Origin of the sequence: Wolbachia endosymbiont (group A) of Oxytorus armatus, assembly GCF_964027005.1 — a bacterium.
Lineage (GTDB): Bacteria > Pseudomonadota > Alphaproteobacteria > Rickettsiales > Anaplasmataceae > Wolbachia > Wolbachia pipientis.
In genome coordinates this window covers 825,377-844,862 of record NZ_OZ034719.1, presented here as the reverse complement: position 1 = coordinate 844,862, position 19,486 = coordinate 825,377, and the positions used below count along the sequence as shown (strand labels likewise).

General features: G+C 34.2%; 21 protein-coding genes and 2 pseudogenes. 8 read left to right on the top strand and 15 right to left on the bottom strand.

Translation table 11 applies throughout. The annotated features are described in order from the left end of the window. Positions 1 to 313 precede the first annotated feature (313 nt). Complete coding sequence (locus AAGD79_RS04220) at positions 314 to 1,231, bottom strand: Rpn family recombination-promoting nuclease/putative transposase (RefSeq protein ID WP_341811168.1); 918 nt, start codon at positions 1,229 to 1,231, stop codon at positions 314 to 316. A gap of 120 nt (positions 1,232 to 1,351) precedes the next feature. Between AAGD79_RS04220 and AAGD79_RS04215 the strand changes: the two are divergent. The 7 genes and pseudogenes from AAGD79_RS04215 to AAGD79_RS04185 form a co-directional block, all read left to right on the top strand. Beyond that, positions 1,352 to 2,033: pseudogene (locus AAGD79_RS04215) on the top strand (helix-turn-helix domain-containing protein); the annotation flags it as partial. A 211-nt stretch (positions 2,034 to 2,244) separates the two neighbouring features. Continuing rightward, the gene (locus AAGD79_RS04210) at positions 2,245 to 3,198 is read left to right on the top strand and encodes an IS110 family transposase (RefSeq protein WP_264339072.1); all 954 of its coding nucleotides are present in this window, start codon (positions 2,245 to 2,247) and stop codon (positions 3,196 to 3,198) included. Between the two features lie 195 nt (positions 3,199 to 3,393). Then, a pseudogene (locus AAGD79_RS04205) lies at positions 3,394 to 3,621 on the top strand (transcriptional regulator); the annotation flags it as partial. A gap of 171 nt (positions 3,622 to 3,792) precedes the next feature. Continuing rightward, the gene (locus tag AAGD79_RS04200) at positions 3,793 to 4,449 is read left to right on the top strand and encodes a RadC family protein (protein ID WP_341811167.1); all 657 of its coding nucleotides are present in this window, start codon (positions 3,793 to 3,795) and stop codon (positions 4,447 to 4,449) included. Positions 4,450 to 4,552: 103 nt separating this feature from the next. Beyond that, positions 4,553 to 5,740 (top strand): hypothetical protein, encoded by a 1,188-nt coding sequence (locus AAGD79_RS04195; RefSeq protein ID WP_341811639.1) that lies wholly within the window; start codon positions 4,553 to 4,555, stop codon positions 5,738 to 5,740. 88 nt (positions 5,741 to 5,828) lie between these two features. Beyond that, positions 5,829 to 6,755: a helix-turn-helix domain-containing protein gene (locus AAGD79_RS04190; protein WP_341811166.1), complete on the top strand. Its 927-nt coding sequence runs from the start codon at positions 5,829 to 5,831 to the stop codon at positions 6,753 to 6,755. 49 nt (positions 6,756 to 6,804) lie between these two features. Next, entirely contained in the window at positions 6,805 to 7,707 is a 903-nt protein-coding gene (locus AAGD79_RS04185) for a helix-turn-helix domain-containing protein (RefSeq protein ID WP_208571523.1), read from the top strand. Between the two features lie 54 nt (positions 7,708 to 7,761). Here AAGD79_RS04185 and AAGD79_RS04180 read toward each other — a convergent pair whose 3' ends face one another. Next, on the bottom strand, positions 7,762 to 8,688 hold the full coding sequence (locus AAGD79_RS04180; RefSeq protein ID WP_141456779.1) for a patatin-like phospholipase family protein: 927 nt from the start codon (positions 8,686 to 8,688) through the stop codon (positions 7,762 to 7,764). On the opposite strand from AAGD79_RS04180, the gene AAGD79_RS04175 reads away from it, so the two are divergent. Continuing rightward, positions 8,687 to 9,208 (top strand): phospholipase D family protein, encoded by a 522-nt coding sequence (locus AAGD79_RS04175; RefSeq protein ID WP_139686866.1) that lies wholly within the window; start codon positions 8,687 to 8,689, stop codon positions 9,206 to 9,208. The two genes, AAGD79_RS04180 and AAGD79_RS04175, sit on opposite strands and share 2 nt — an antisense overlap. Here AAGD79_RS04175 and AAGD79_RS04170 read toward each other — a convergent pair whose 3' ends face one another. The 13 genes from AAGD79_RS04170 to AAGD79_RS04110 all read right to left on the bottom strand — a co-directional run bounded on the left by AAGD79_RS04170 (position 9,209) and on the right by AAGD79_RS04110 (position 19,477). After that, complete coding sequence (locus AAGD79_RS04170; RefSeq protein ID WP_019236585.1) at positions 9,209 to 9,418, bottom strand: hypothetical protein; 210 nt, start codon at positions 9,416 to 9,418, stop codon at positions 9,209 to 9,211. 54 nt (positions 9,419 to 9,472) lie between these two features. Continuing rightward, positions 9,473 to 9,988, bottom strand: a complete 516-nt coding sequence (locus AAGD79_RS04165; RefSeq protein WP_244226821.1) for an ankyrin repeat domain-containing protein — start codon at positions 9,986 to 9,988, stop codon at positions 9,473 to 9,475. A 33-nt stretch (positions 9,989 to 10,021) separates the two neighbouring features. After that, entirely contained in the window at positions 10,022 to 10,972 is a 951-nt protein-coding gene (locus AAGD79_RS04160; protein ID WP_208571519.1) for a contractile injection system protein, VgrG/Pvc8 family, read from the bottom strand. Next, on the bottom strand, positions 10,973 to 11,182 hold the full coding sequence (locus AAGD79_RS04155; protein ID WP_208571518.1) for a tail protein X: 210 nt from the start codon (positions 11,180 to 11,182) through the stop codon (positions 10,973 to 10,975). Further along, entirely contained in the window at positions 11,179 to 11,526 is a 348-nt protein-coding gene (locus AAGD79_RS04150; protein WP_208571517.1) for a phage tail protein, read from the bottom strand. The genes AAGD79_RS04155 and AAGD79_RS04150 overlap by 4 nt, the downstream gene beginning before the upstream one ends. Beyond that, positions 11,526 to 13,844 carry a phage tail tape measure protein gene (locus tag AAGD79_RS04145; protein ID WP_341811165.1) on the bottom strand — a complete coding sequence of 773 codons (2,319 nt, stop codon included), beginning with the start codon at positions 13,842 to 13,844 and terminating at the stop codon, positions 11,526 to 11,528. The genes AAGD79_RS04150 and AAGD79_RS04145 overlap by 1 nt, the downstream gene beginning before the upstream one ends. Positions 13,845 to 13,953: 109 nt before the next feature. After that, positions 13,954 to 14,211, bottom strand: coding sequence for a phage tail assembly protein (locus AAGD79_RS04140; RefSeq protein WP_341811164.1), 258 nt, complete (start codon positions 14,209 to 14,211; stop codon positions 13,954 to 13,956). An 82-nt stretch (positions 14,212 to 14,293) separates the two neighbouring features. After that, complete coding sequence (locus AAGD79_RS04135; RefSeq protein ID WP_264706158.1) at positions 14,294 to 14,800, bottom strand: phage major tail tube protein; 507 nt, start codon at positions 14,798 to 14,800, stop codon at positions 14,294 to 14,296. 154 nt (positions 14,801 to 14,954) lie between these two features. Next, a complete protein-coding gene (locus AAGD79_RS04130) occupies positions 14,955 to 16,103 on the bottom strand; it encodes a phage tail sheath subtilisin-like domain-containing protein (protein WP_341811163.1) in 1,149 nt (382 codons plus the stop codon). Then, positions 16,096 to 16,656, bottom strand: a complete 561-nt coding sequence (locus AAGD79_RS04125; RefSeq protein ID WP_019236467.1) for a hypothetical protein — start codon at positions 16,654 to 16,656, stop codon at positions 16,096 to 16,098. Before AAGD79_RS04125 ends, AAGD79_RS04130 begins: the two co-directional genes overlap by 8 nt. A 10-nt stretch (positions 16,657 to 16,666) precedes the next feature. Further along, the gene (locus tag AAGD79_RS04120; RefSeq protein ID WP_265024393.1) at positions 16,667 to 18,088 is read right to left on the bottom strand and encodes a hypothetical protein; all 1,422 of its coding nucleotides are present in this window, start codon (positions 18,086 to 18,088) and stop codon (positions 16,667 to 16,669) included. Next, positions 18,085 to 18,279 (bottom strand): hypothetical protein, encoded by a 195-nt coding sequence (locus AAGD79_RS04115; RefSeq protein ID WP_141457048.1) that lies wholly within the window; start codon positions 18,277 to 18,279, stop codon positions 18,085 to 18,087. The genes AAGD79_RS04120 and AAGD79_RS04115 overlap by 4 nt, the downstream gene beginning before the upstream one ends. A gap of 4 nt (positions 18,280 to 18,283) precedes the next feature. Further along, positions 18,284 to 19,477, bottom strand: a complete 1,194-nt coding sequence (locus tag AAGD79_RS04110; protein WP_341811162.1) for a hypothetical protein — start codon at positions 19,475 to 19,477, stop codon at positions 18,284 to 18,286. Between the last annotated feature and the right edge of the window lie 9 nt (positions 19,478 to 19,486).

Here is a 19,486-nt window from a genome sequence, read left to right as displayed (position 1 = left end):
TAAAATGCCAAGTAGTGGAAAATTTAAAGTGAAGGTAGCCAAAATAATTAGGGATACCAGACCAAGTTTGATGGTCCTAATACTAAAATGGATGAAGTAGACATTAAATGCTAAGTGGTTAATGTGTTTTCCATATTGAACTTATAGCACATAGCTTTGATATAGAAGTTTGGGTAACGTTATGATAGTAATTTATATAATTCTATGTGCAATCTTTATAGCTGTTTTAGACAGTTCATTAGACTCTTAATTATAGGATATGTTTAACTGAGGAAAGATTTTCATAAATGTTGAAGTGAATAAGTTGTAGTATTTATGTTTTTTCCCTGAGTTGTAAAATTTCAGAATGAGAGAGACCGGTAATTTGAGCTATAACATCTATAGGGACACTGGCCTTGAGTGAGTTTTTGGCTACTTCAATATCCCTTTCTTTGCGACCTTCCACTCTGCCTTTTTCATGGCCGATTTGGATGCTTTCTTGTCTACCTTTGTGAGTAGCATCATCGAGTTTTTGTTCCAAGATAGCAGCTTCTTTCTGTAAATCCATTACCCTTTCTTCATAAGCTAGGAGATCCTTCTCATTCCAATGAAACTTATCTAACTCATCATATGCTAATTTTATTATTGGTGATTTTTCTGCTATTCTTCTCAAATCTTCATCAGTTGTTTCTTCTGCATATTTAAAGAAAAATAGCCAACGGTCTATTACATTTTCTAGCTGCTCTTCCCTGCTTTTAGGAAACTTTGGCAGCTCAATGAAGATAAATTGAAAATCTTTTAAGTCATGCTCGTTAGTTTTTTCATCTCTTATGGTATGGCTAGATATATAATCAAGCTTATCAGGAAATAAATTACAATTAGAAATAGCAATAAAGAAAACCTTCTTTAAATCAATATACTTACCACCTTTATCAGCTTGCCTCGAGTAAGCCTTAGCAGCATAAAGTTGAGCGCGTTTTTCAAAGCCTTTATCACGAGCGAGTTGCATCTCAATCACGTATCTGGCCCCAGTGGAATCTCTGCACAGGACATCAACAATACTCTGCTTATCAGAGGCAATTTCAGGATCCATAATGGTGCTAAGGAATTCGACATCTTGTATAGTATTTATTTCAGTAAATCCCAAAATATCATTCAAAAAATGGATAAGGATATTCTTATTTTTTTCAGTACCAAAAATTTTCTTAAAGGTCAGGTCCAGCTTTGGATCGAGAAACTTAGAAAGAGCCATGAGAAAGTAAGATAAAAAGCATTAATAATTATACACAATTGTGAAGAAATATTCAACTAAAATGCAAACATAGAAGTTTTTGTATATCTTTGTTTGGTAGTATTAACATGTATAATATTTATGGCAAACATCTCAATAAGGTATCAGATAGCACAAAAAGTAAGGAACTGGAGGTTAAAGCGAGGATATACTCAAAAAGATTTAGCGAAGAAAGTCAGTGTAACGTATCAAGTAGTACTACAATATGAAAAAGGAACACGTAAAATTTCGATTGAAAAGTTGTATGCTATAGCAGAGATATTGTCGATTGGTATTGTAGACCTAATTCCTGTATCAAATGAAAAAATCTGTCTTGAAGATGAGGGAGAAGAAATACTAAATCTAGTAAGAGAATATAAAAAGATTAATGATCAAGAGTTACGTAAGATATTTTGTTTACTAACCAAGTTTGTTCAAATTAGTGAGAAAAGTAGTAAAAAAGCAGAGAAAATAAAAATTGCAAAGGGTCTGGTTAAAGGAGGAGTTTCTGTTGATATTGTTGCAAAAACAATTGGTCTCTCTGCTGATGAATGTGTTGAAGAAAAAGGAGGTTCTATTTACTGCCAAATAGGAAAGAAGATAAAAGAATGGAAGAGAGTATACTCAAAAGGATTTGGCTGAGAAAATGGATACAACACGTGACGAAATAAGCAACTATGAGCAAGGACGTGTGGCCATTCCACTGGAAAAATTATATGCAATAGCAGAAACATTATCAATTAGCATTACAGATCTGCTCATAGAGGAAGATTGTAAGTTAAAAACATGATATAAATGAAGTAAGAGGGAAGATAACTCTACTCACTATAGGAATAGAGTTATCACGGGCGTGTGCGACCGAAAACCAATTGGTATTACAACCGTTTGTATCAAGGTACACTAGCCCTATCTCTCGATACGTTTGAATAGTTGTTTGGGAAATATATATACGCCCGTTTACAATCTTAAATTAACTAAAACTATCGAGGTTTATTATGGTTACATCTTATCAAAATTTTATTGGCATTGACATCGGAAAATTTAAAAATGTTGCTGCAGTTTACAACCAAAATAACATTATCAAGTTCGACAATAATGCTGATGGTTGGCAACTGTTGTTTAAAAAGTTTTCAGATATCTTACCTAATTCTTTGGTAACTTTAGAAAATACGGGCAAATATGAGCTTGGTTTATCACATTTTCTTGTTGGCAAGAATATTGCAGTACATCAAGCAAATACTCGAAAAGTAAAAAGTTTTATCTTGTCTCACGGAACTTTAGCAAAGTCTGATAAATCAGATGCGATGGCTCTTGCTCAATACGGATGTGAACGCCATAAAACTCTCTCTCTATTTGTACCTACTTCAAAAGAACAATCAACTCTAGCTGCACTGTGTCAACGTCGTGATGACATTACGCAAATGAGAACTCAGGAAAAGTGTAGACTGGAAGCTCCTGAAAATGACCATATAAAGGAAAGTTGCCAGAAGACCATTGAATTTTTCAATAATCAAATAAACGAACTCAATGACACTATACAAAAAATTATTGATGAAAGCCATGAGCTACAACAACGTCAAAAAATCCTTAAAACAGTTCCTGGAATAGGCAAAAAGTTATCACAAGATTTTTTGTGTTTAATGCCAGAGCTTGGCTACTTAAGTAGAAAAGAAGTAGCAAGTCTTGCCGGAGTAGCACCTCATCCTAAGGAAAGTGGTAAAGCTGTTGGTTACCGAAGGATTATGGGCGGTAGAAGTAATGTTCGTTCAAAGCTCTTCATATCAGCCATAGCTGTTACAAAGTCAAAATCTGTACTTGGTGCCTTTTATTCTAAGCTTGTTGAAAGTGGTAAGAAGAAGATGGTGGCTATAACAGCTCTTATGCGTAAAATTATAGTAATTGCTAATGCAAGACTTAAAGCAGCAATTACTTCACACAGTAGCAACTGACAATGAATATTGTGAATAAGTACGTCCACACAAACTTAAAGTACTTATTCACATATTCATTGGCTTAAGCAGGCAATAGCTGTTTGACATAAAATTCTATTCCTATGACGAATGGATTTTTATTACCTACATGATTGGATCAAGTTGCAAAATTACACAATAAAAAATTTTTTAAAAAACATAGTTGATGAGATAGTAGAAGATGAGCTACCTGATTTAATAAAAGAATACAAAAAAATTGGGAGTCAAGAATTACGCTATGCGCTAATAAAATCTCTGTTTGAAAGCATACAAATTTGCGAAGAGAAAGTGAAAAGAGCAGAAAAGATGAAAATTGCAAAAGATTTAGTGAAAGGAGTAATTCCAATCAACATTATTTTGCAAACTGTAGGAATCTCTTTAGACGAAATTCAACAAGTTTAAAATAAAAAAATCATCATATATTAATATATTCACTTCTTAATGAAAAAATAAGCAAAAAAGATTGAAAAATTGATTTGACTTCACTCGAAAGCTATGGCTTTATGCCAATGCTGATAAAAAGACAGCAGTAAATATCTAAAAAAAGTTTGTTGTTAGTGAAGGGTAAATTATATGAATAAAAGTAAAGAAGAAATAGAATTCAGAATATTAGAAAGCAAAGGCAAAGCACTACTTGATCGTGAAATAATGGAAACATTTCTAAGTGCAGTACATGAAAGGTCACAAGCTCAAGAAATTGCTAAAAATCTGGTGAACACTTATACGGGAGTAGGAAGGATTTTAGGTAGAGAAATGGATGACCTGAAAGTGATAGAAGGAGTGACTGATTCTGCAGTAGCAATGATTATGTGCGTTAAGGAAACACTAGAAAGGGTACTGAGAGAAAAGCTCAAGAGTGAGCCAATAATGGACTTACAAGAGCTAGTAGAGTACTTAAACGTAAGTATAGGCCACTCAGAAAGGGAATGTGTAAAAATACTATACTTGAATAAGAGGCGCCAACTAATTGGAGAAGAATCCTATATTGGTGAAATGGAAAAAGCACCGGTATACATAAAGGAGATTATAAAAAAAGCATTAATAAAAAATGCAACATTAATAATAATGTCACATAACCATCCTGGAGGAAGCTTAGAGCCGTCAGAAGAAGATCAAGCAGTAACAAAGGGCTTAGCAGCAGCGTGTAGTACTGTAAGCGTTAGATTATTTGATCACATTATCATCACAAGTGGTGGTTATTTTAGCTTTAGAGAAAACGGATTGTTATAGTAGAAAGTATTTGCAAATCTACTCACTATAATTTATAATGAGTAATAGAATATATAAACTAAGGTTTATATACTTAAAAAGTATTTTTAATAGTGAGGATAATATGGGTAAGAAAATAATTGTACCTTTTGATGATCAAGAAGGAGGTACTTACGAGTTAAACATTGATCTTGATAGATTATCGAAGGGTGAAATATCAAATTCTATTAGAGGTATTGGTCGTACTAGCCAGCAGCCTACCTTTGTGAGCAAAATTAATAAGGCTAAAAAGCTTGGAGAAGTGCCCTCCCCTGATAGAGACGTTCAAATCAACTACGGAAAAGGGCTCGACTACATATATGGTACAAAACCTTTAAATGATCAAGAAGATAAAAATCCATTTGCTTCAGCTTTGCAAAAAATAAAGCCAAGTATAAGCGAAAGCGAAAAGTTGAGCTGGTTTAAAAGTGAAGTGGTAGAGGCAAAAAACGTAAATGAATTGCACAAAACTATAGACCAAGTACTAGCCTCTGGAGCAAGAATAAATGCATATAACGATGGGGAATGGAGCATTGCAGAGTATGTAGTATTGGGTACACATTTTCATAAATTTGATAAGACTGATCGAAAAAAGATAATGCGTAAATTAATGCTAAGTGGTGCAGAGTTTCATGATACTCTACTGCAGAATAAACTGATAGGTGAAATCTATAATAAGCTACAGCCAGAAGTTCAGCCACAGATAGATAAGCAACTAGAAGAGCTAGAGGAAGCTGGCGAAAGTGCTGTTCAAGAAGGAGAATTAATAGATATCGAGATAGACAATACAACATCGTATATAGAATTTTCTGATGATAGTAAGGTAGAGGTAGCCAAAATACTGAGAGAATTAGGAAGTAATATTTTAAAAATTGGCAATGATGCAGTTGAGGTTAAAAGTGAGAAGGGAGGTATAAGAAACTATATCGATATGTCAGATGAAATCTCTATTATATTAGAATTTCCTACAAGCATTGGTAAGCTAAATATTATATTGTACCACGATGTAAAAAAATATGATCAAGTACAATTGAGAGTAGAAAACAAGGAAATGTGGGCTGAATTACAAAAAATAGGAGAAGAAATAGGAAAAAACTGTCTCTTTGGAGGAGTAAAACTTAAAGAAGCAGTAGAGAGAGGTAGTTTCACTAGATGTGGCATATGGAGTAAAAAGTATGCTATAAAAGAAGTTAGCAATGATGAAGTATTGTCTCCGTCTTCGTGGGTGAATAGGATACGTGAAGGTAGTAAAGAAACCTTTAGAGAACTTTAATGCGTCTACAGCCAGCTTTAAGGTTCCAGAGGTTTTTTCTTACCGTTATATCTGGAGCCTTTGAGCTATAGTAGAAAATATTATATGTATGGTTCTTTGCGTGGAAAAAATTCTAGACTATGAAGTAGGGGAAAAAGTGAAAAGTTGGAGGTTAGAGAGGGGGTATACTCAGAAAGATTTAGCTGAGAAAATTGGTGTAAAATACTGGGTAATACTGCAATATGAGAAAGGGAATCGTAGAATTTCAATCGAAAGGTTGTACGCTATAGCAGGTGCATTGTCAGTAAGTATTACCGATCTCATTACTGCATCAAAGGAGAAAATCGGCTTTAAAAATGAGGAAGGAGAAATATTAAATCTAGTAAGAGAATATAAAAAGATTAATGATCAGGAGTTACGTAGGATGTTTTGTTTATTAACTAAATTTGTCAAAGTTAGTGAAAAAAGTAGTAAAAAATCAGAAAAAATAAAAATTGCAAAGGGTTTGGTTAAAGCAGGAGTTTCTGTTGATATTGTTGCAAAAACAATTGGTCTGCCTGCTGATGAATGTATTGAAGAAAAAGTTGGTTCTATATACTGCCAAATAGGAAAAAAGATAAAAGAATGGAGGCTAGTGAGAGAGTATACTCAAAAGGATTTAGCAGAGAAAATGAATACAACACGTGACGAAATAAGCAACTATGAACAAGGACGCGTAGCTACTCCACTGGGAAAATTATATGAGATAGCAGAAGCATTATCGATTAGTATTACAGATCTACTAACAGAGGAAGATGAAGGTAGTAGAGTGGAAAATGAGCTACCTGATTTAATTAAAGAATACAAAGAAATTGAGAGCCAAGAACTACGTAATGCACTAATAAAATCTCTGTTTGAGGGAATACGTATTTGTGAGGAGAAAGTGAGAGAGATAGAAAGGATTAAAGTTGCAAAGGATCTAGTAAAAGGGGGAATTTCTATTGATACTATTTTGCAAGCGGTAGGTTTATCTATTGATATGGTTTTAGATGGATAGCTCGTAAAAAAATTATAGCAATAAAGTTTTTTTCTTAAATGGAGGATAAATGTTTGTTTCTGCAAGCAATGTTAGTTACGGAATAGGGCAAAGAATAGAAAATTGTAGGTTAATGCGAGGGCATACTCAAATAGGATTAGCAAGTCAAATAGGTTTAACATACCAAGAAGTAAACAGCTATGAAGATGGGTATATTCCTATTCCAATTGAAGTACTATATATAATAGCAAGAGTATTATCAGTTGACGTTGTAGATTTATTACCTGAACCAGTAATAGTAAGGGAAGACAGCTATGAAGACGAGGAAATACTCTATCTAACGAAAATATACGAGAATCAAAAGTTAGGCAAAATAGTACCTTCATTAGTCAGGTTTGTTCATATTAGCGAAAAAATTAATCAAGAAGAGGCAAGGTTGGAAATAGCAAAAAATCTAGTGAAAGAAGGGGTTTCAGTTGACATAATTTCCCAAGCAACCGGCTTATCTACTTACGAATATAATGATACAAGAAAAGAAGTCTGCACTGACTCTATATATTACAGAATAGGACAAAGAATAAGAGAATGGAGGTTGATAAGGAGATATACTCAAAAAGATTTGGCGAATAAAGTTGATTTAACGCTCAAGGAAATACACGAGTATGAAATAGGATACACTGCCATATCATTTGACAAATTATATCAAATAGCAGAACAATTATCAGTGAATATTAAAGTTCTGCTACCTAAAACAAATGAAGATAGTGAACTACTCACTTTACTAAGAAAAACTGAAGAGCAGGAATTAGTGAATGGATTAGTAAAATTTTTATCTAGGAGTATGAAGGATAGTAAAGAAAAGGTTAAAAAAATAGAAAAAATCAAAGTTGCGAAAAATCTAGCAAAGGCAGGTGTTTCTACTGATGTTATTTTGCGAGCAAGTGGCCTAACTGCTGATGAGTGTGAAAATTGAATTGTGTTAAAGACGGTACTGAGAAATATTATATTAAGATATAAGTAAAGATAGTTATATATTTAACACTTCTATGCAGAATTTCTCTATCACTTTTTGATTGTCCTCTATCATTTTACTTGCCTCTTGCTGAAGAGATTTGATATTTTTTGATGTAATATTATCCATGTCAGGTGATGCTATTTTTAATTGCGATTGTATGCGTATATATTTATCACCTATAACTTGATCAAGTTGGTAATTTACTGAATCTAAACTTGAGGCAAACATCACATGTAATAGTGGTTTTATCCAGCCTATTTTTCCAAATCTCTTTGAATTGGCATACTCTATGCTTCTATCTGTTCTTCCAGTACCTATCGATAACAGTAGAATATCATCATTTGGAAATAACCTCTTACCACTTGCATATGCACAAGCCGCTGGATTATTGGCAAATACCCCGCCATCCACTAATACCATTTCCTTGTGGTTGATTTTAAGATATTTAGGTGCAAAGTAAGTAGGTGCAGAAGTTGTAGCTCGTAATGCATCTTTCAATTTGATAAAATTTCTATCTTCTTTCCAGCTCTTAAAAAAGAAAGGATGGTTGTTATGAATATCATAACTGGTAAGCAGTACATTACTTAAAGTGTTTTGTAGAGTATCATCACCAAAATATTTATCCAGTACAAATTCAATATTTTTATGTGAATATTGTGCACAATTAAACCAAGAAAATATTGATCTTCTCAAAAATGAAGATTTAAAAATATATGACCCGTATTCTTGGTAAAACTCAACTAAATCATTGGCTGAATATTGAGGTTTATCTTTTTTACATAATCCAGCTACAACAATTCCACCGGTTGAGGTCCCTGCCATAAGATCAAAGATTTCAGCTATCGGTTTTCTTGCTCTCTTTTCTATTTCTGCTAGAATAATGGCTGGTATTATGCCCCTTATGCCTCCTCCGTCAACTGAAAGGATGTATTTTTTCATGATTAGATATTTATTAATTCTGTTAACTTGCTCACTTTTATCAGGTTGTGTTACCTGTCCAAAAACTACAGTCTGTTTTACACCTAGGGAAAATTGTGCCGAACAAATAACCAATGCTATAGATCAAGCTCAAAAATCCATATTAATTCAGGCATATCAATTTACTTCAAAGCCTATTGCACAATCTTTAATTAGAGCAAAAAAACGTGGTATTGATATTAGGGTTATCCTAGATGAATCACAGGTCAGCTCAAAATACAGTGTCATCAATGAATTATTTAGGCAAAAAATACCGATATACATAGACTATAAACCTGCAATTTCACACAGCAAAATTATGATTATTGATGAGCAAAAAATCATAACCGGATCATTTAACTTTTCAGATGCCGCTCAGCAAAGAAATGCTGAAAACCTATTGATTATAACAGGAGATCCTCCACTAGTTGAGCAATACATCGAAAACTGGAAGGATCGTAAATCTCAATCTGATCCTTATACACCAAAAGTAGAAGAATAATTACTTAAAATCAGCTTTAAGCTCATCCAATTCCTCAGAAAGATTTTTTACCCTTTCCTCAAGTACTAATACTTTTTCCATTAAACCATATTCAATAAGTTTATCGTGAAATTGTACCCTTGAGTCTAACTTGGATAACCACCATATAAATGCTACTGTTTGTATTAATAACGTGATAATTACTGTAATTGGGATTTTTTGATTTTGCATGTTTCTCCTAACTGTGTAATCTTTCAACTACTTCTTGTTTCCGGTTACGAAATATTACTGCTCAGATTCGTGTTCTTTTTCAGCATTATAGAGCAAGTGTATAATTTCATCGTATGGTTTATCTTTATTGTGCCGTGATCTTAGCACAGCTACATCTCTAGGGTTTTTCCCATCTGTGTCTCTAATGTTAGGATCTGCACCTTTATCTAATAAAAATCTAATTATCTTTAAATTGCCTTCATATGTAGCTGCATGTAAAGGTGTCCATCTTTCATATTTCGTAGCATTTATATCAACTCCTTTTTCTACTAAGAATTTTACAACCTCTGCACATCCTTCTTCTGCAGCATAATGTAGTGCTGTTAATTTAGGGATCTGCACATTAATGTCTAATAGATTTTCTACTGAGAATTTTACAACTTCTAAGTTACAATTTTGAGAGGCAGTTCGTAATATTGTTTTATAATTATCTGTAGCTTTTGCTTTCATGTAGCAATAGGTAATAACAACACATATTATCATTGTTATACACCACCAAAAATGTAGCTTATTTCTTGAGTCTCTATTCATATTCAATACTTTTTTCAACATTAAACATTTGTTTTACTGATTTTTTCTTAACGTTGATGCTGATAACATAGTGCGATAACCTGAACTATCTAACACATGTTCTGCTCTATCAATTACCCATTCACCGTCTATATCTTGATAAAACCCTAACAAGCTAAGTTTCGCCTCTGCAAATAGTTCTGGATTACCAGGCATAGTGATATCCAATACTGCATTATTTCGCTTTAGTTGTTTTAACTTAGCATTTGCTGCACTTAGTGCTGATTCTACATTAGAGTAAAGCGTTTGTATGGTATAACTTGGACTACCAGAGCCAACTGTTTCTGATATAGTTTCACCCTTTTCATAGCTATGCCATTTTGCAACCACTGAGTTGTACCTACTCACGCTAAAATGCACTTTCCAATTTATTGTGTCTTGAGGTCTAATAGCTGTTGTTCCTAAAGCTTTTCCAGTTGCCGACTTTGCTTTGCCTTTTGGAATAAAGAGTATATATCCGCCAGCTAGTTTTGCCATTGCTTCGCGTTCTATTGCTATTTTTGTTAGTAAACTTATATCACTTTCTTCTGTTTGGTTAATATGTGGAATCAACACATTTTCAAATTCTTCTGCAACTCTGCACCCATATCCGTGTTTTTCTGCTATTTCATTAACCAAGTTACCTAGAGTAATTTGATGCCATTCTTTAGATACTTTTTCCTTTAATGATAGTCTTAAATTTGTTGCATGAGCCTTTATTAGTAAGGTTTTAGGCGGACTCTGTACCGTAATTTCATTAATTGTATATACACCCATGGGCGTCACTCCGATTTCCCTATACCCTAAAGAAATATTCAATTTATTCGGGATATTTAAGTTTTCATCTCTGTAATCAACATACACTTCAACTACATCGTCTATTGTCCCAGATTCATCTGTGAGGCGCAATGATATAACTCTATCTTTAATTGATTCACATTTATCTATTATAAAATCTGGCTGCATTTATTCCCAGACCTTTAATTTTGACTTTTGTACTGTTTTCTTAATAGTAGAAAGCTTTATCTTTAATCCAGCAGGTAAAAAGCTTCCGTATTCTGCCAAACCTAAGTTCTCTGCTAGTACTAATTCCACTACTCCATCAGTAAATCCGTAATGTTTCCAGCAAATCAGATCTAGCATTTCTCCTTCTTTAGTTAAGTAATATATAGTCATCTATAGCTTTTCAAACTCAAACTAAATTCAACTTTTCTTGGAAATCCACAAGGGAGAAATGATGTTTGCTTTTCTTCTAATCTTGTAATCACAAACTGTCCCAAAACATTTCCCATGTTATCAACCAAAGTGTGAGGTTCTTCTGCTTCTTTTGCACTATTTAATTGACTTAAATTTCCAGGGTTATGAAGATAAGTTATTCCCTCTAAGTCTATATTTTCCACTCCTTGACCAATATTTTGTAGTGACGGCATTTTATTGATGCATTCAATTACACTCCAACGATTTTCTTTACTATACTTCAAACTTATCGGAGTAAATTTATATGGACCAAGAGATAACATCAGTAAAATGTCTCTACTGTATCAAATAAAACATCACGTGACTTTTCTCTTATCCTTTTTATTACTTCATCTGCAAGACCACGAACATCTTGATTTGGTGCTGCTTGTACACTTATGTTGAAATAATTATGTTGAGTTTGGTTAAAAGTTTTATTTTCATATTTGCTTTTTACGTACTCTTTTAGATTTTTCTCATCTACTACAGATTTCTTTTCTGCGATAGCATGTTTAATTTTAACATTATTCCAGCTATTTTTAGAAATTTCTTTCATCACATTATTATTTGATAAAGGATTCCCATTATTAAAAACACTATTTTTAGAAAGTACATTGCTAGCTTCTCCATCAACTAACGAAATAACAGTTTTTCTCTTTTCAAATTCCTTTACTGGACTATTTTTTGACACTTTTCCAAATATGCTACTAACTGTATTTTTCATCCATGAAAAGGCTTCTCCTATAGGTTTAATGAGTGATTTTATGTATTCCAAAAAGCTAGAAAAAAAGTCTTTCACCTTTTGCCAGTTAGTCACAACAAGAGCTGCACCAGTAACAAGACTTGCTATTAAAAATCCAATCGGGTTACTCATTACAGCGAGTGTTACTGCTCTTAGTCCTGTTATTACTGCAGGAAAAACTGTAGCTGATAAAAATGAAAATGTTGCAATTATTTTTGCTCTTAAACCGAGAACTGTACTTGCTAAAAAAGTAAACCCATAACCTAAGCCCACTACTAAGATTTTCAAACTTATTAAAGCTGCTATAGTTCCCATGATTGCTGTAGTTAAGGTTGGATATTTTTCTGCAAATAAGGCTATGCTCCTAGTTTTTTCTTGTAAAAATTCAGCTATAAATTTTAAAGTAGGCAGCATCACCGAGCCCAGGTTCATACCAACTTCAGCTATTGCATTTCGAAGGAGTCTTAATTTATTGGCTGTAGTGTCTGCACGATTTTTGAATTCTTTTTGCAGAGAGCTTCCATACTTTTCTGTATTAGCCAATAACTTTATTGCATCCTCATACTTATTAAAACTTCCAGCTAATAATGCAATATCATCTTGATATTCCTGACCAAAAAGTTTCATAAGGATTGTAGAACGTTCCTGATTATCCATTTTCTTTAGAGTTTGAAAAAAGTAAAGTAGTGCTTTTTCCCCATTTTCACTTATCCTTTGTACCATTTCTTCTGCGGCTATGCCCATTTCTTCTAGTGCTTCCTTAAATTCTTTTCCTTGACCTTCAGCAGTTTGAAGTTTTGAAAGTAGTGCATTTATAGCAGTTGCAGCTTTTGCTGGTTGTTTGCCCAAACTAATGAAAGCATTTACTAAGCTACTTGTTTGTTCAAACTTTAATCCAAACTGCTTTGCAGTACCACCAACTATTGCTAGAGCTTCAACCATATCTTTTGCTTTAGCAGCAGTGTTATCTGACAAGTGGTTGATCACATTACCAACGTGTTCCATTTCACTAACATTAATTCCATAAACGTTAGAAAGTTTAGCTATAGAATCTCCTGCTTGTTCTGCAGACATATCAAATGCTGTAGACATTTTTGCCACTGTTTCTGTAAAATTAAAAAGGTCTTCTTTCTTGATACCAAGCTGTCCACCGCTTGCAGCTATTTGTGCTAATTCTGCGGCTGATAATGGTATTGTTCTTGACATTTCCTTTAACCCTTTGGCAAATTTAGTTGCTTCATTCGTTCCCTTTTTAAAATCAACTACTTTTGTAACATCAGCCATAGCACTTTCAAAATCAATAGCAACTTTAACTGGCGCTGCAAGCGTTAGTCCAAGCCCAATAGTCTCTATAATTTTTGACTTAAAATGTGCTTTGCTTGCTAAAAAACTTTGGTGACTACGTATTGCAGATCCAAGCTTACCATACTTGCCTTTCAGCGCTTCAATGGACGAGCCAAGTTTATATTGGTCGCTTACTAATGACTTAATATTTCTTCCACTTTTTCTTACTTCTTCATTAAATGAATGCAAAGCATCTCTCTTTTTCAAATATGCTTCTTTTGCTTTTATTGCAGAGGTTTTGGCCTTGTCAAATTCTGCTTTTAAAGTTTTGCTCGGTTTCTCTATTGCCTTCATTTGTTTAGCTAAAGATTTTACTTGATCTTCAAAGCCTTTCCATGACCTCTTGCTAGTCAAAACATCATGACCTAACTGCTTAAACTTTGATACTGATTTTAAAGATAAGTCAAGCTTTCTTATATTCTCACCAAGATGAGTAAGTTGACTGCTACTTCCTTTTATTACAGTACTGAAACTGCCATCTAGGACTGCTCCAATTTTTATAGATAACGTTGACATTGTACCTTCCTCGCTGCTTCATTCCATAGGATAAATTCATTAATTTCCATTTCAAGTATTTGCTCAACCCCGCCCCCTACAACAGAGCTGAACATTAATACTTCTGACCTCAAGTCCTTTGAATAACTGGTGAAAAAAAATCCTTTAATACCTCTTGCACTTTCACATAATCAGCAATATCTAACTCTTCAATCGCTTCTTTTGCAACTGATGTCAAATTGGCAGTCAAAGTTACTTCCTTACTTAGATCACTACCATTAAGTCTCTCAATAGCTAGATAATCTCTAACTTTTGGATGTCTAACGGTAAGTTCTGAGACAGAAATACCATCAACTGTTATTGGGTTGTTTAGTGTTATAGTTTGCATAAAATTCTCCTATAAAAAATAAAATCTTGTAAAATGTTGTAACTATTTGATCAACATCTAAAAAATAGAATTCTAAAAATCTTCATATTCCAAGCACCGTTTGAAGTAGTGCCATCTGATCAACACCATTTATCTTTCTAATCATATTTTCAGCATCGATTTCTATTAACTCATTACCACCTATAGTAAGTTTATAGTAATGAGCAGCTACAGTACACTTCAGCGTTGCTTTTTCAGCAGGTTTCCAGTTACCAAAATCAAACTCTTTAAAAATGCCTCTTAAATTGATTATTACTGCTTCAATATCATTACTACCACTCCCTTGCATTCCACCTCTGAGTGTCAAAGAAACTGAATTCCCATTTATTAGACCAAATAGCCTAAAGAGTTCTGTATCGTATTCAGAAAAAGTGAAATCTGCTTCAAGCTTTTCCATGCCCATATCAATATTTATTGGAATATCCATACCACCAGCTCTGTACTCTTCGGTTTTTATGGTAAGCTTCGGCAAGGTTATTTCATCTATTTTTCCTGCATAACCACGACCATCTACAAATACGTTAAAATTTCTCAGTATTTTGGGTAACACTTCGCTTTCTCCTAACTTATTACACTATTATTTACAAGATGGGATCTGAATATTATAGCTCTTTTTACAATAATCCGAACAGACCGTAATATGCTACTGGCCTGCTATAGCCATAAACACATATCTTATCGCATTCGGACTATTATAAGAAAGGCTATATTTGCTCAGCTGGATATGGCGGTGTAAACTCAAAATCAAAAGACACTTTTCCGCTTGCAATATTTGCCGGTGTATTGAGTTCGGGAGTTGCATAACATTTTCCACTGATAATTGCTCCTTGCGCTTTTAAACTTGCAAGGTAAGAATTCACCCCCTCAATCACATCATCTATATAAGTTTTTGTGATATTGCGATCAACTGCCCAGAGATGAGCTCGAAGTAGACTATCATTGAATAAATCTGCAGTCCTTCTCACTGACAGAAAAGCCCATTTTGAGTCATTTGAACATGTTCTATTTCCCCAAAGCCTATAGCCGTTTTGATGAATTATCGTTGTTACTTCATTTTCATTTAAGTGGTTTGCTCTGCAATTTGCATAACCTAAGCTAAAATCAATAGACCTGCTTGTGCCAACAATACCATTTATCTCTTTATTTGAAGGTGAATGCCAGAAGCCTTGTTCGCTGTCTATTTTAGCTATTAAACCAGCTACAAATGGGCTTGCTGGCAAGGTTCCTTCTTTTCCTTCAATAAATACCTTAACCCAAGGGTCAACTACGTAAACTCTTGAGCTGCCTACACTTTTTCTCCATTTTATTGCTTCTTCATCATTAGTATTTGGTCCATCTGCAACAATAATTGCTCTTAATTTTTCTGCTATGGAAATTAAAGCACTCACTACTGGATTTACTCCATCTATTTCAGGTAACTGATGAGTAAACTGAGGTGCAATTAATATTCTTGGAGCAATATGAACTATGCTTTCACTACTGAGGAATGCCTCTATCCCTTGATACTCTCCAGTCTCTTTATCAACACCGCCAATTATATTTTGGATAGTTTCACTTTCTTTGAGCTTTGAATCGCTGTTTTCACTTTCTTTAACTCGAATAACTACTACTGTTGCACCAATCTGGGAAAATATTCCGTTTGTTGCAGAAGGTAAACTGCCACTCTTTCCAAGTCTTGCTGCTTCTTTTAAGCTTCCTGCAATTAACACTGGTTTATTTAGCGGAAACTTTTGCTCATCAGCTTCAGGTGCAGTACCAATTACACCTATCACTGATGATTTAGCTGTACGTACTGTCTTTGCTCCTGAGGTTACCTCAATAACATTTACTCCGTGTAAAAATTCTTCAGCCATTTCTTTGTATCTTTTGTTTAAAATCGTTTAGTAAGTTCTCTAGCTCATTTTTACTTTTGGCTTCTGCAATTTTCTTCTTGGTAATGTCTTCCAACTCTTCACATTTAATTATTTCTTTTACTGCTTTTTTTGCTTTTTCTTCAATTATTCTTGCCATTTCAATAACTGTAATACCACGGACTTTTGCTAATGGTTCTATAATTTCTGTATCCTTTTTACTTATAGACTCTGGTGCTGCTAGAATGCTTTTTGCGGCTTTTTCTTGTATTTGATACGATTTAGCTTTTTGGTGAGAATTTCCAGCGTATTCGTTAGTATAGTTATTAAAATAAAAACGCACACTATCAAGTGCAGAAAGTTTCGCATTTTCCAATAATTCCAGCTCAATATCTTCCTTATTCCTTTCAACAATTTTCTCTCCTTCTGTTAAACAATAACTTTTTTGCCAGTCAAAATTCTTTGGTGCTTCATACCAATCATTTCCAGTTGGCTTGTTTTCAAGTGTTGTTGTTTCAATCTGCTTGTGGTTTTCAAAACGTATATAAATAGTCACAAATTCCTCCTCATTGCCATATTTGATCAGTTCGTTCTAACCCTGGACATTGCCAAGCCCTGAGCGTCCTTTCCACATCTACCTCAAGCCCTGTGGTGAGAAAATTGCTACGTATGTTATAAATCCCCCACTGAATAAATTGACCATAGTTGTGTACATAATTTGATGCAAGCATACCTTGACTAACTTGTGTTCTGGAATACAGATAAGATGATGTGTAAAGTAATATTGCAACTGTTTTTCCTGCTGGAATCTCCACATTACCAGATCCGGCTAACTTGCTATCAGAACTCGTGTATTGGTAAACATTTTTCCATACTATTTTTGAAATACTTGATTTATTAGAATTAGTGTTATCAGGAGTTCCCACAAATAATCCTGCTCCCCCATACTCCGTACTCGAATACGATGATCCAACAAATTCCATTGTCTTATTTATGTTCACATTGGTTGTATTTTTTACAAATACTACTCCAAGTGCAGCATACGGGTAATAGTATATCTCATCATAACTACCCGAAAAACTTTTTGTGCATAACTCTCCGTAAATAAATGTTCCTTTACTTCCCTCTATAAAACTTAGTTGTCTTGGCCGATAAAAACTAACGTAATCTGTATTGTACGTATGGCTACCTGCTAGTAGTTGTAACATATAGTCAGTTTTTGTTATATCACTACTCCACTTTCCAAGCTCTGTCGTAAAAGTTCCGTGGCCAAAATAATTATTTTTTCTGCCAAGTACACCAAATAAGAAAGGTAATGACCCTGGTTCAACCATGTTGCGCTTTCTTATTTCATTTATAAGAGACGCTTTTAACTGTTCATCCCGAGTTTTTACCTCATTCAGGATGTTTTCAATTCGAGTTTCTATTTCCCTAATAATTGATGAGCCACTTGGCACATCATTAACAGTACGGAAGTTATTCACTAAACCTTTAAGACCATCTTTATGACTGTTACTAATGCTATTTATTGCTGCAATATTGGCATTCTTTCTCGTATCAAGTAGCGATAAATTTGTTGTTCCTTTTTCATCAATTCTCTTTAATAACTGCTTCTCTGATTCAGAGATCACTGCTAAAGAACTAGCTTTTTTATTATCCAGATCAGTTAAGTGTTTTTTTGCACTATCAAGAAGTTCTTTTAGCTTACCATCTGTCATCTGTACAATTTCAGAAACTGCACTTTTGTCGATTATTGATTCCAATGCTTTAGCAAGATATGCTAATTGATCTGGTGTACTGTTTTCTGCTAAATCCTTAAGCCTCTTTTGTAGTGCATCAATTATTTCTTTTACTTTAGTCATTTGCGCAATATCAGAAATAGCTTTTTTATCTGCTATCAATTCCAGCGATTTTGCAAGATATGCCAGTTGATCAGGTGTGCTATTTGCTGCTAAATCCTTTATCCTTTGGTATATTGCTTCTTTCATTTCCAAAAATTTAAAAAAGTCTCAAAATTAAACCGCTCAAAATTACTCTTAAGTTGATTATGCTCATCTTCTCTTTCGGTAATATCTTCATCTATTTTCTTAATTGTGGTACGGATACGAACAACATCCTGCACAGCAATATTTTCTGGATGTGGTAGTGGATACCCTCTGCTTGTTTTATCATCTGACATTCTGCTAAGTGATAATGATTCGTAGATTTTTGACTTTAGGGCGATAAACAACCGTTCCACTCAAAGCTAATTTTACCCTTGTCTCATTACCATTAAAGTTTGTTAGCACATGAGTTCTCTCTACCCAGTTTTCCCCTATTGGTTTTCCTGATGTTAAATTTACTAATTGCCAATCCACGTTTTTTTGCACATACGCTTTAACATCTGCAGTGCCAGGTATCAGCGCATCATATGTTATGGTAATCTTAGTGTTAGCTCCTGCTGTAATGCTTCTAGTTACATAATCTGCACTCTTAGAAAGATTACCCATAACTAGCTGTAACCCAGGATATAGCACTGGACTTTTCTCTCGCCCTCCTTTTAGGCTTGCTTTTACCGTTAATTCCCCATTTATTCTTTCACGCAGTGCAAGCGGCAAATTATCAGACAAAAAGTTTTCTCTTCCCTCTTCATCTGTTAAGATAAATTCTACATTGGTATCAAATGCTACTTTTTCGACGTTTGTCAAAACAATTAAATCTGAAGTATTGGTTGCTGTAACTTTGCCAAGATCAATAACATGAGAATTTTCGCTAAATTTTGCAGCTAGTAGTCGAAACGTTAAATCTAAATTTTGATGTGGAGTCCAGGTACTTGCATTGCTAGATGAAAGTAATACTCCTACTTGATATGGCTGACTTGTTACCCAACGGCTATTTACTGCATCATATTTGCCAAGTTCTGCTATTTTGACTGCAGTACCCTGATCATCAGTAAGCAGTACTATTGCATACTCCTCTCCTGCATGGCAAAACACTGGTGGCCATTCTATACGTGTTGCTGTGCCATCTACTTTTATATCTTTCGGCTCAATATAACTTTCAGCAATGACAGTCTGCGAGGGCATTCCCACTGCTGTTTCTCTAATCTGCACAACAACACGTTTTTTGCTGCTATTTACGAACCATAGCTCCACGCCTCCTATGTGTCTGCTCTCATTTAGCGTAAATGTTTGGGCTAAAGGATCAAATCGTCTTGCTGCGATCACTCTTCTTCTTTCCTCTATGGTAATTGTTTTTTTACCAGTATACGTTGCTTCTCCATAACTTCCTTTATCACCGAAGAACTGCACTAACTTAGTCCCAGCAGGAATGTTTCTTGGTACAGTAAATCTTCCTTTTATTTTTCCTCTGTTATCAGCAATAAATGTTGCGATCATGTTTTTCTT

What these genes read in the sequence shown, in the direction of transcription:
- AAGD79_RS04220 (WP_341811168.1), bottom strand. Translation starts at nt 1,231, where the DNA reads ATGGCTCTTTCTAAGTTTCTCGATCCAAAGCTGGACCTGACCTTTAAG.
- AAGD79_RS04210 (WP_264339072.1), top strand. Translation starts at nt 2,245, where the DNA reads ATGGTTACATCTTATCAAAATTTTATTGGCATTGACATCGGAAAATTT.
- AAGD79_RS04200 (WP_341811167.1), top strand. Translation starts at nt 3,793, where the DNA reads ATGAATAAAAGTAAAGAAGAAATAGAATTCAGAATATTAGAAAGCAAA.
- AAGD79_RS04195 (WP_341811639.1), top strand. Translation starts at nt 4,553, where the DNA reads ATGGGTAAGAAAATAATTGTACCTTTTGATGATCAAGAAGGAGGTACT.
- AAGD79_RS04190 (WP_341811166.1), top strand. Translation starts at nt 5,829, where the DNA reads ATGGTTCTTTGCGTGGAAAAAATTCTAGACTATGAAGTAGGGGAAAAA.
- AAGD79_RS04185 (WP_208571523.1), top strand. Translation starts at nt 6,805, where the DNA reads ATGTTTGTTTCTGCAAGCAATGTTAGTTACGGAATAGGGCAAAGAATA.
- AAGD79_RS04175 (WP_139686866.1), top strand. Translation starts at nt 8,687, where the DNA reads ATGATTAGATATTTATTAATTCTGTTAACTTGCTCACTTTTATCAGGT.
- AAGD79_RS04180 (WP_141456779.1), bottom strand. Translation starts at nt 8,688, where the DNA reads ATGAAAAAATACATCCTTTCAGTTGACGGAGGAGGCATAAGGGGCATA.
- AAGD79_RS04170 (WP_019236585.1), bottom strand. Translation starts at nt 9,418, where the DNA reads ATGCAAAATCAAAAAATCCCAATTACAGTAATTATCACGTTATTAATA.
- AAGD79_RS04165 (WP_244226821.1), bottom strand. Translation starts at nt 9,988, where the DNA reads ATGAATAGAGACTCAAGAAATAAGCTACATTTTTGGTGGTGTATAACA.
- AAGD79_RS04160 (WP_208571519.1), bottom strand. Translation starts at nt 10,972, where the DNA reads ATGCAGCCAGATTTTATAATAGATAAATGTGAATCAATTAAAGATAGA.
- AAGD79_RS04155 (WP_208571518.1), bottom strand. Translation starts at nt 11,182, where the DNA reads ATGACTATATATTACTTAACTAAAGAAGGAGAAATGCTAGATCTGATT.
- AAGD79_RS04150 (WP_208571517.1), bottom strand. Translation starts at nt 11,526, where the DNA reads ATGTTATCTCTTGGTCCATATAAATTTACTCCGATAAGTTTGAAGTAT.
- AAGD79_RS04145 (WP_341811165.1), bottom strand. Translation starts at nt 13,844, where the DNA reads ATGTCAACGTTATCTATAAAAATTGGAGCAGTCCTAGATGGCAGTTTC.
- AAGD79_RS04140 (WP_341811164.1), bottom strand. Translation starts at nt 14,211, where the DNA reads ATGCAAACTATAACACTAAACAACCCAATAACAGTTGATGGTATTTCT.
- AAGD79_RS04130 (WP_341811163.1), bottom strand. Translation starts at nt 16,103, where the DNA reads ATGGCTGAAGAATTTTTACACGGAGTAAATGTTATTGAGGTAACCTCA.
- AAGD79_RS04120 (WP_265024393.1), bottom strand. Translation starts at nt 18,088, where the DNA reads ATGAAAGAAGCAATATACCAAAGGATAAAGGATTTAGCAGCAAATAGC.
- AAGD79_RS04115 (WP_141457048.1), bottom strand. Translation starts at nt 18,279, where the DNA reads ATGTCAGATGATAAAACAAGCAGAGGGTATCCACTACCACATCCAGAA.
- AAGD79_RS04110 (WP_341811162.1), bottom strand. Translation starts at nt 19,477, where the DNA reads ATGATCGCAACATTTATTGCTGATAACAGAGGAAAAATAAAAGGAAGA.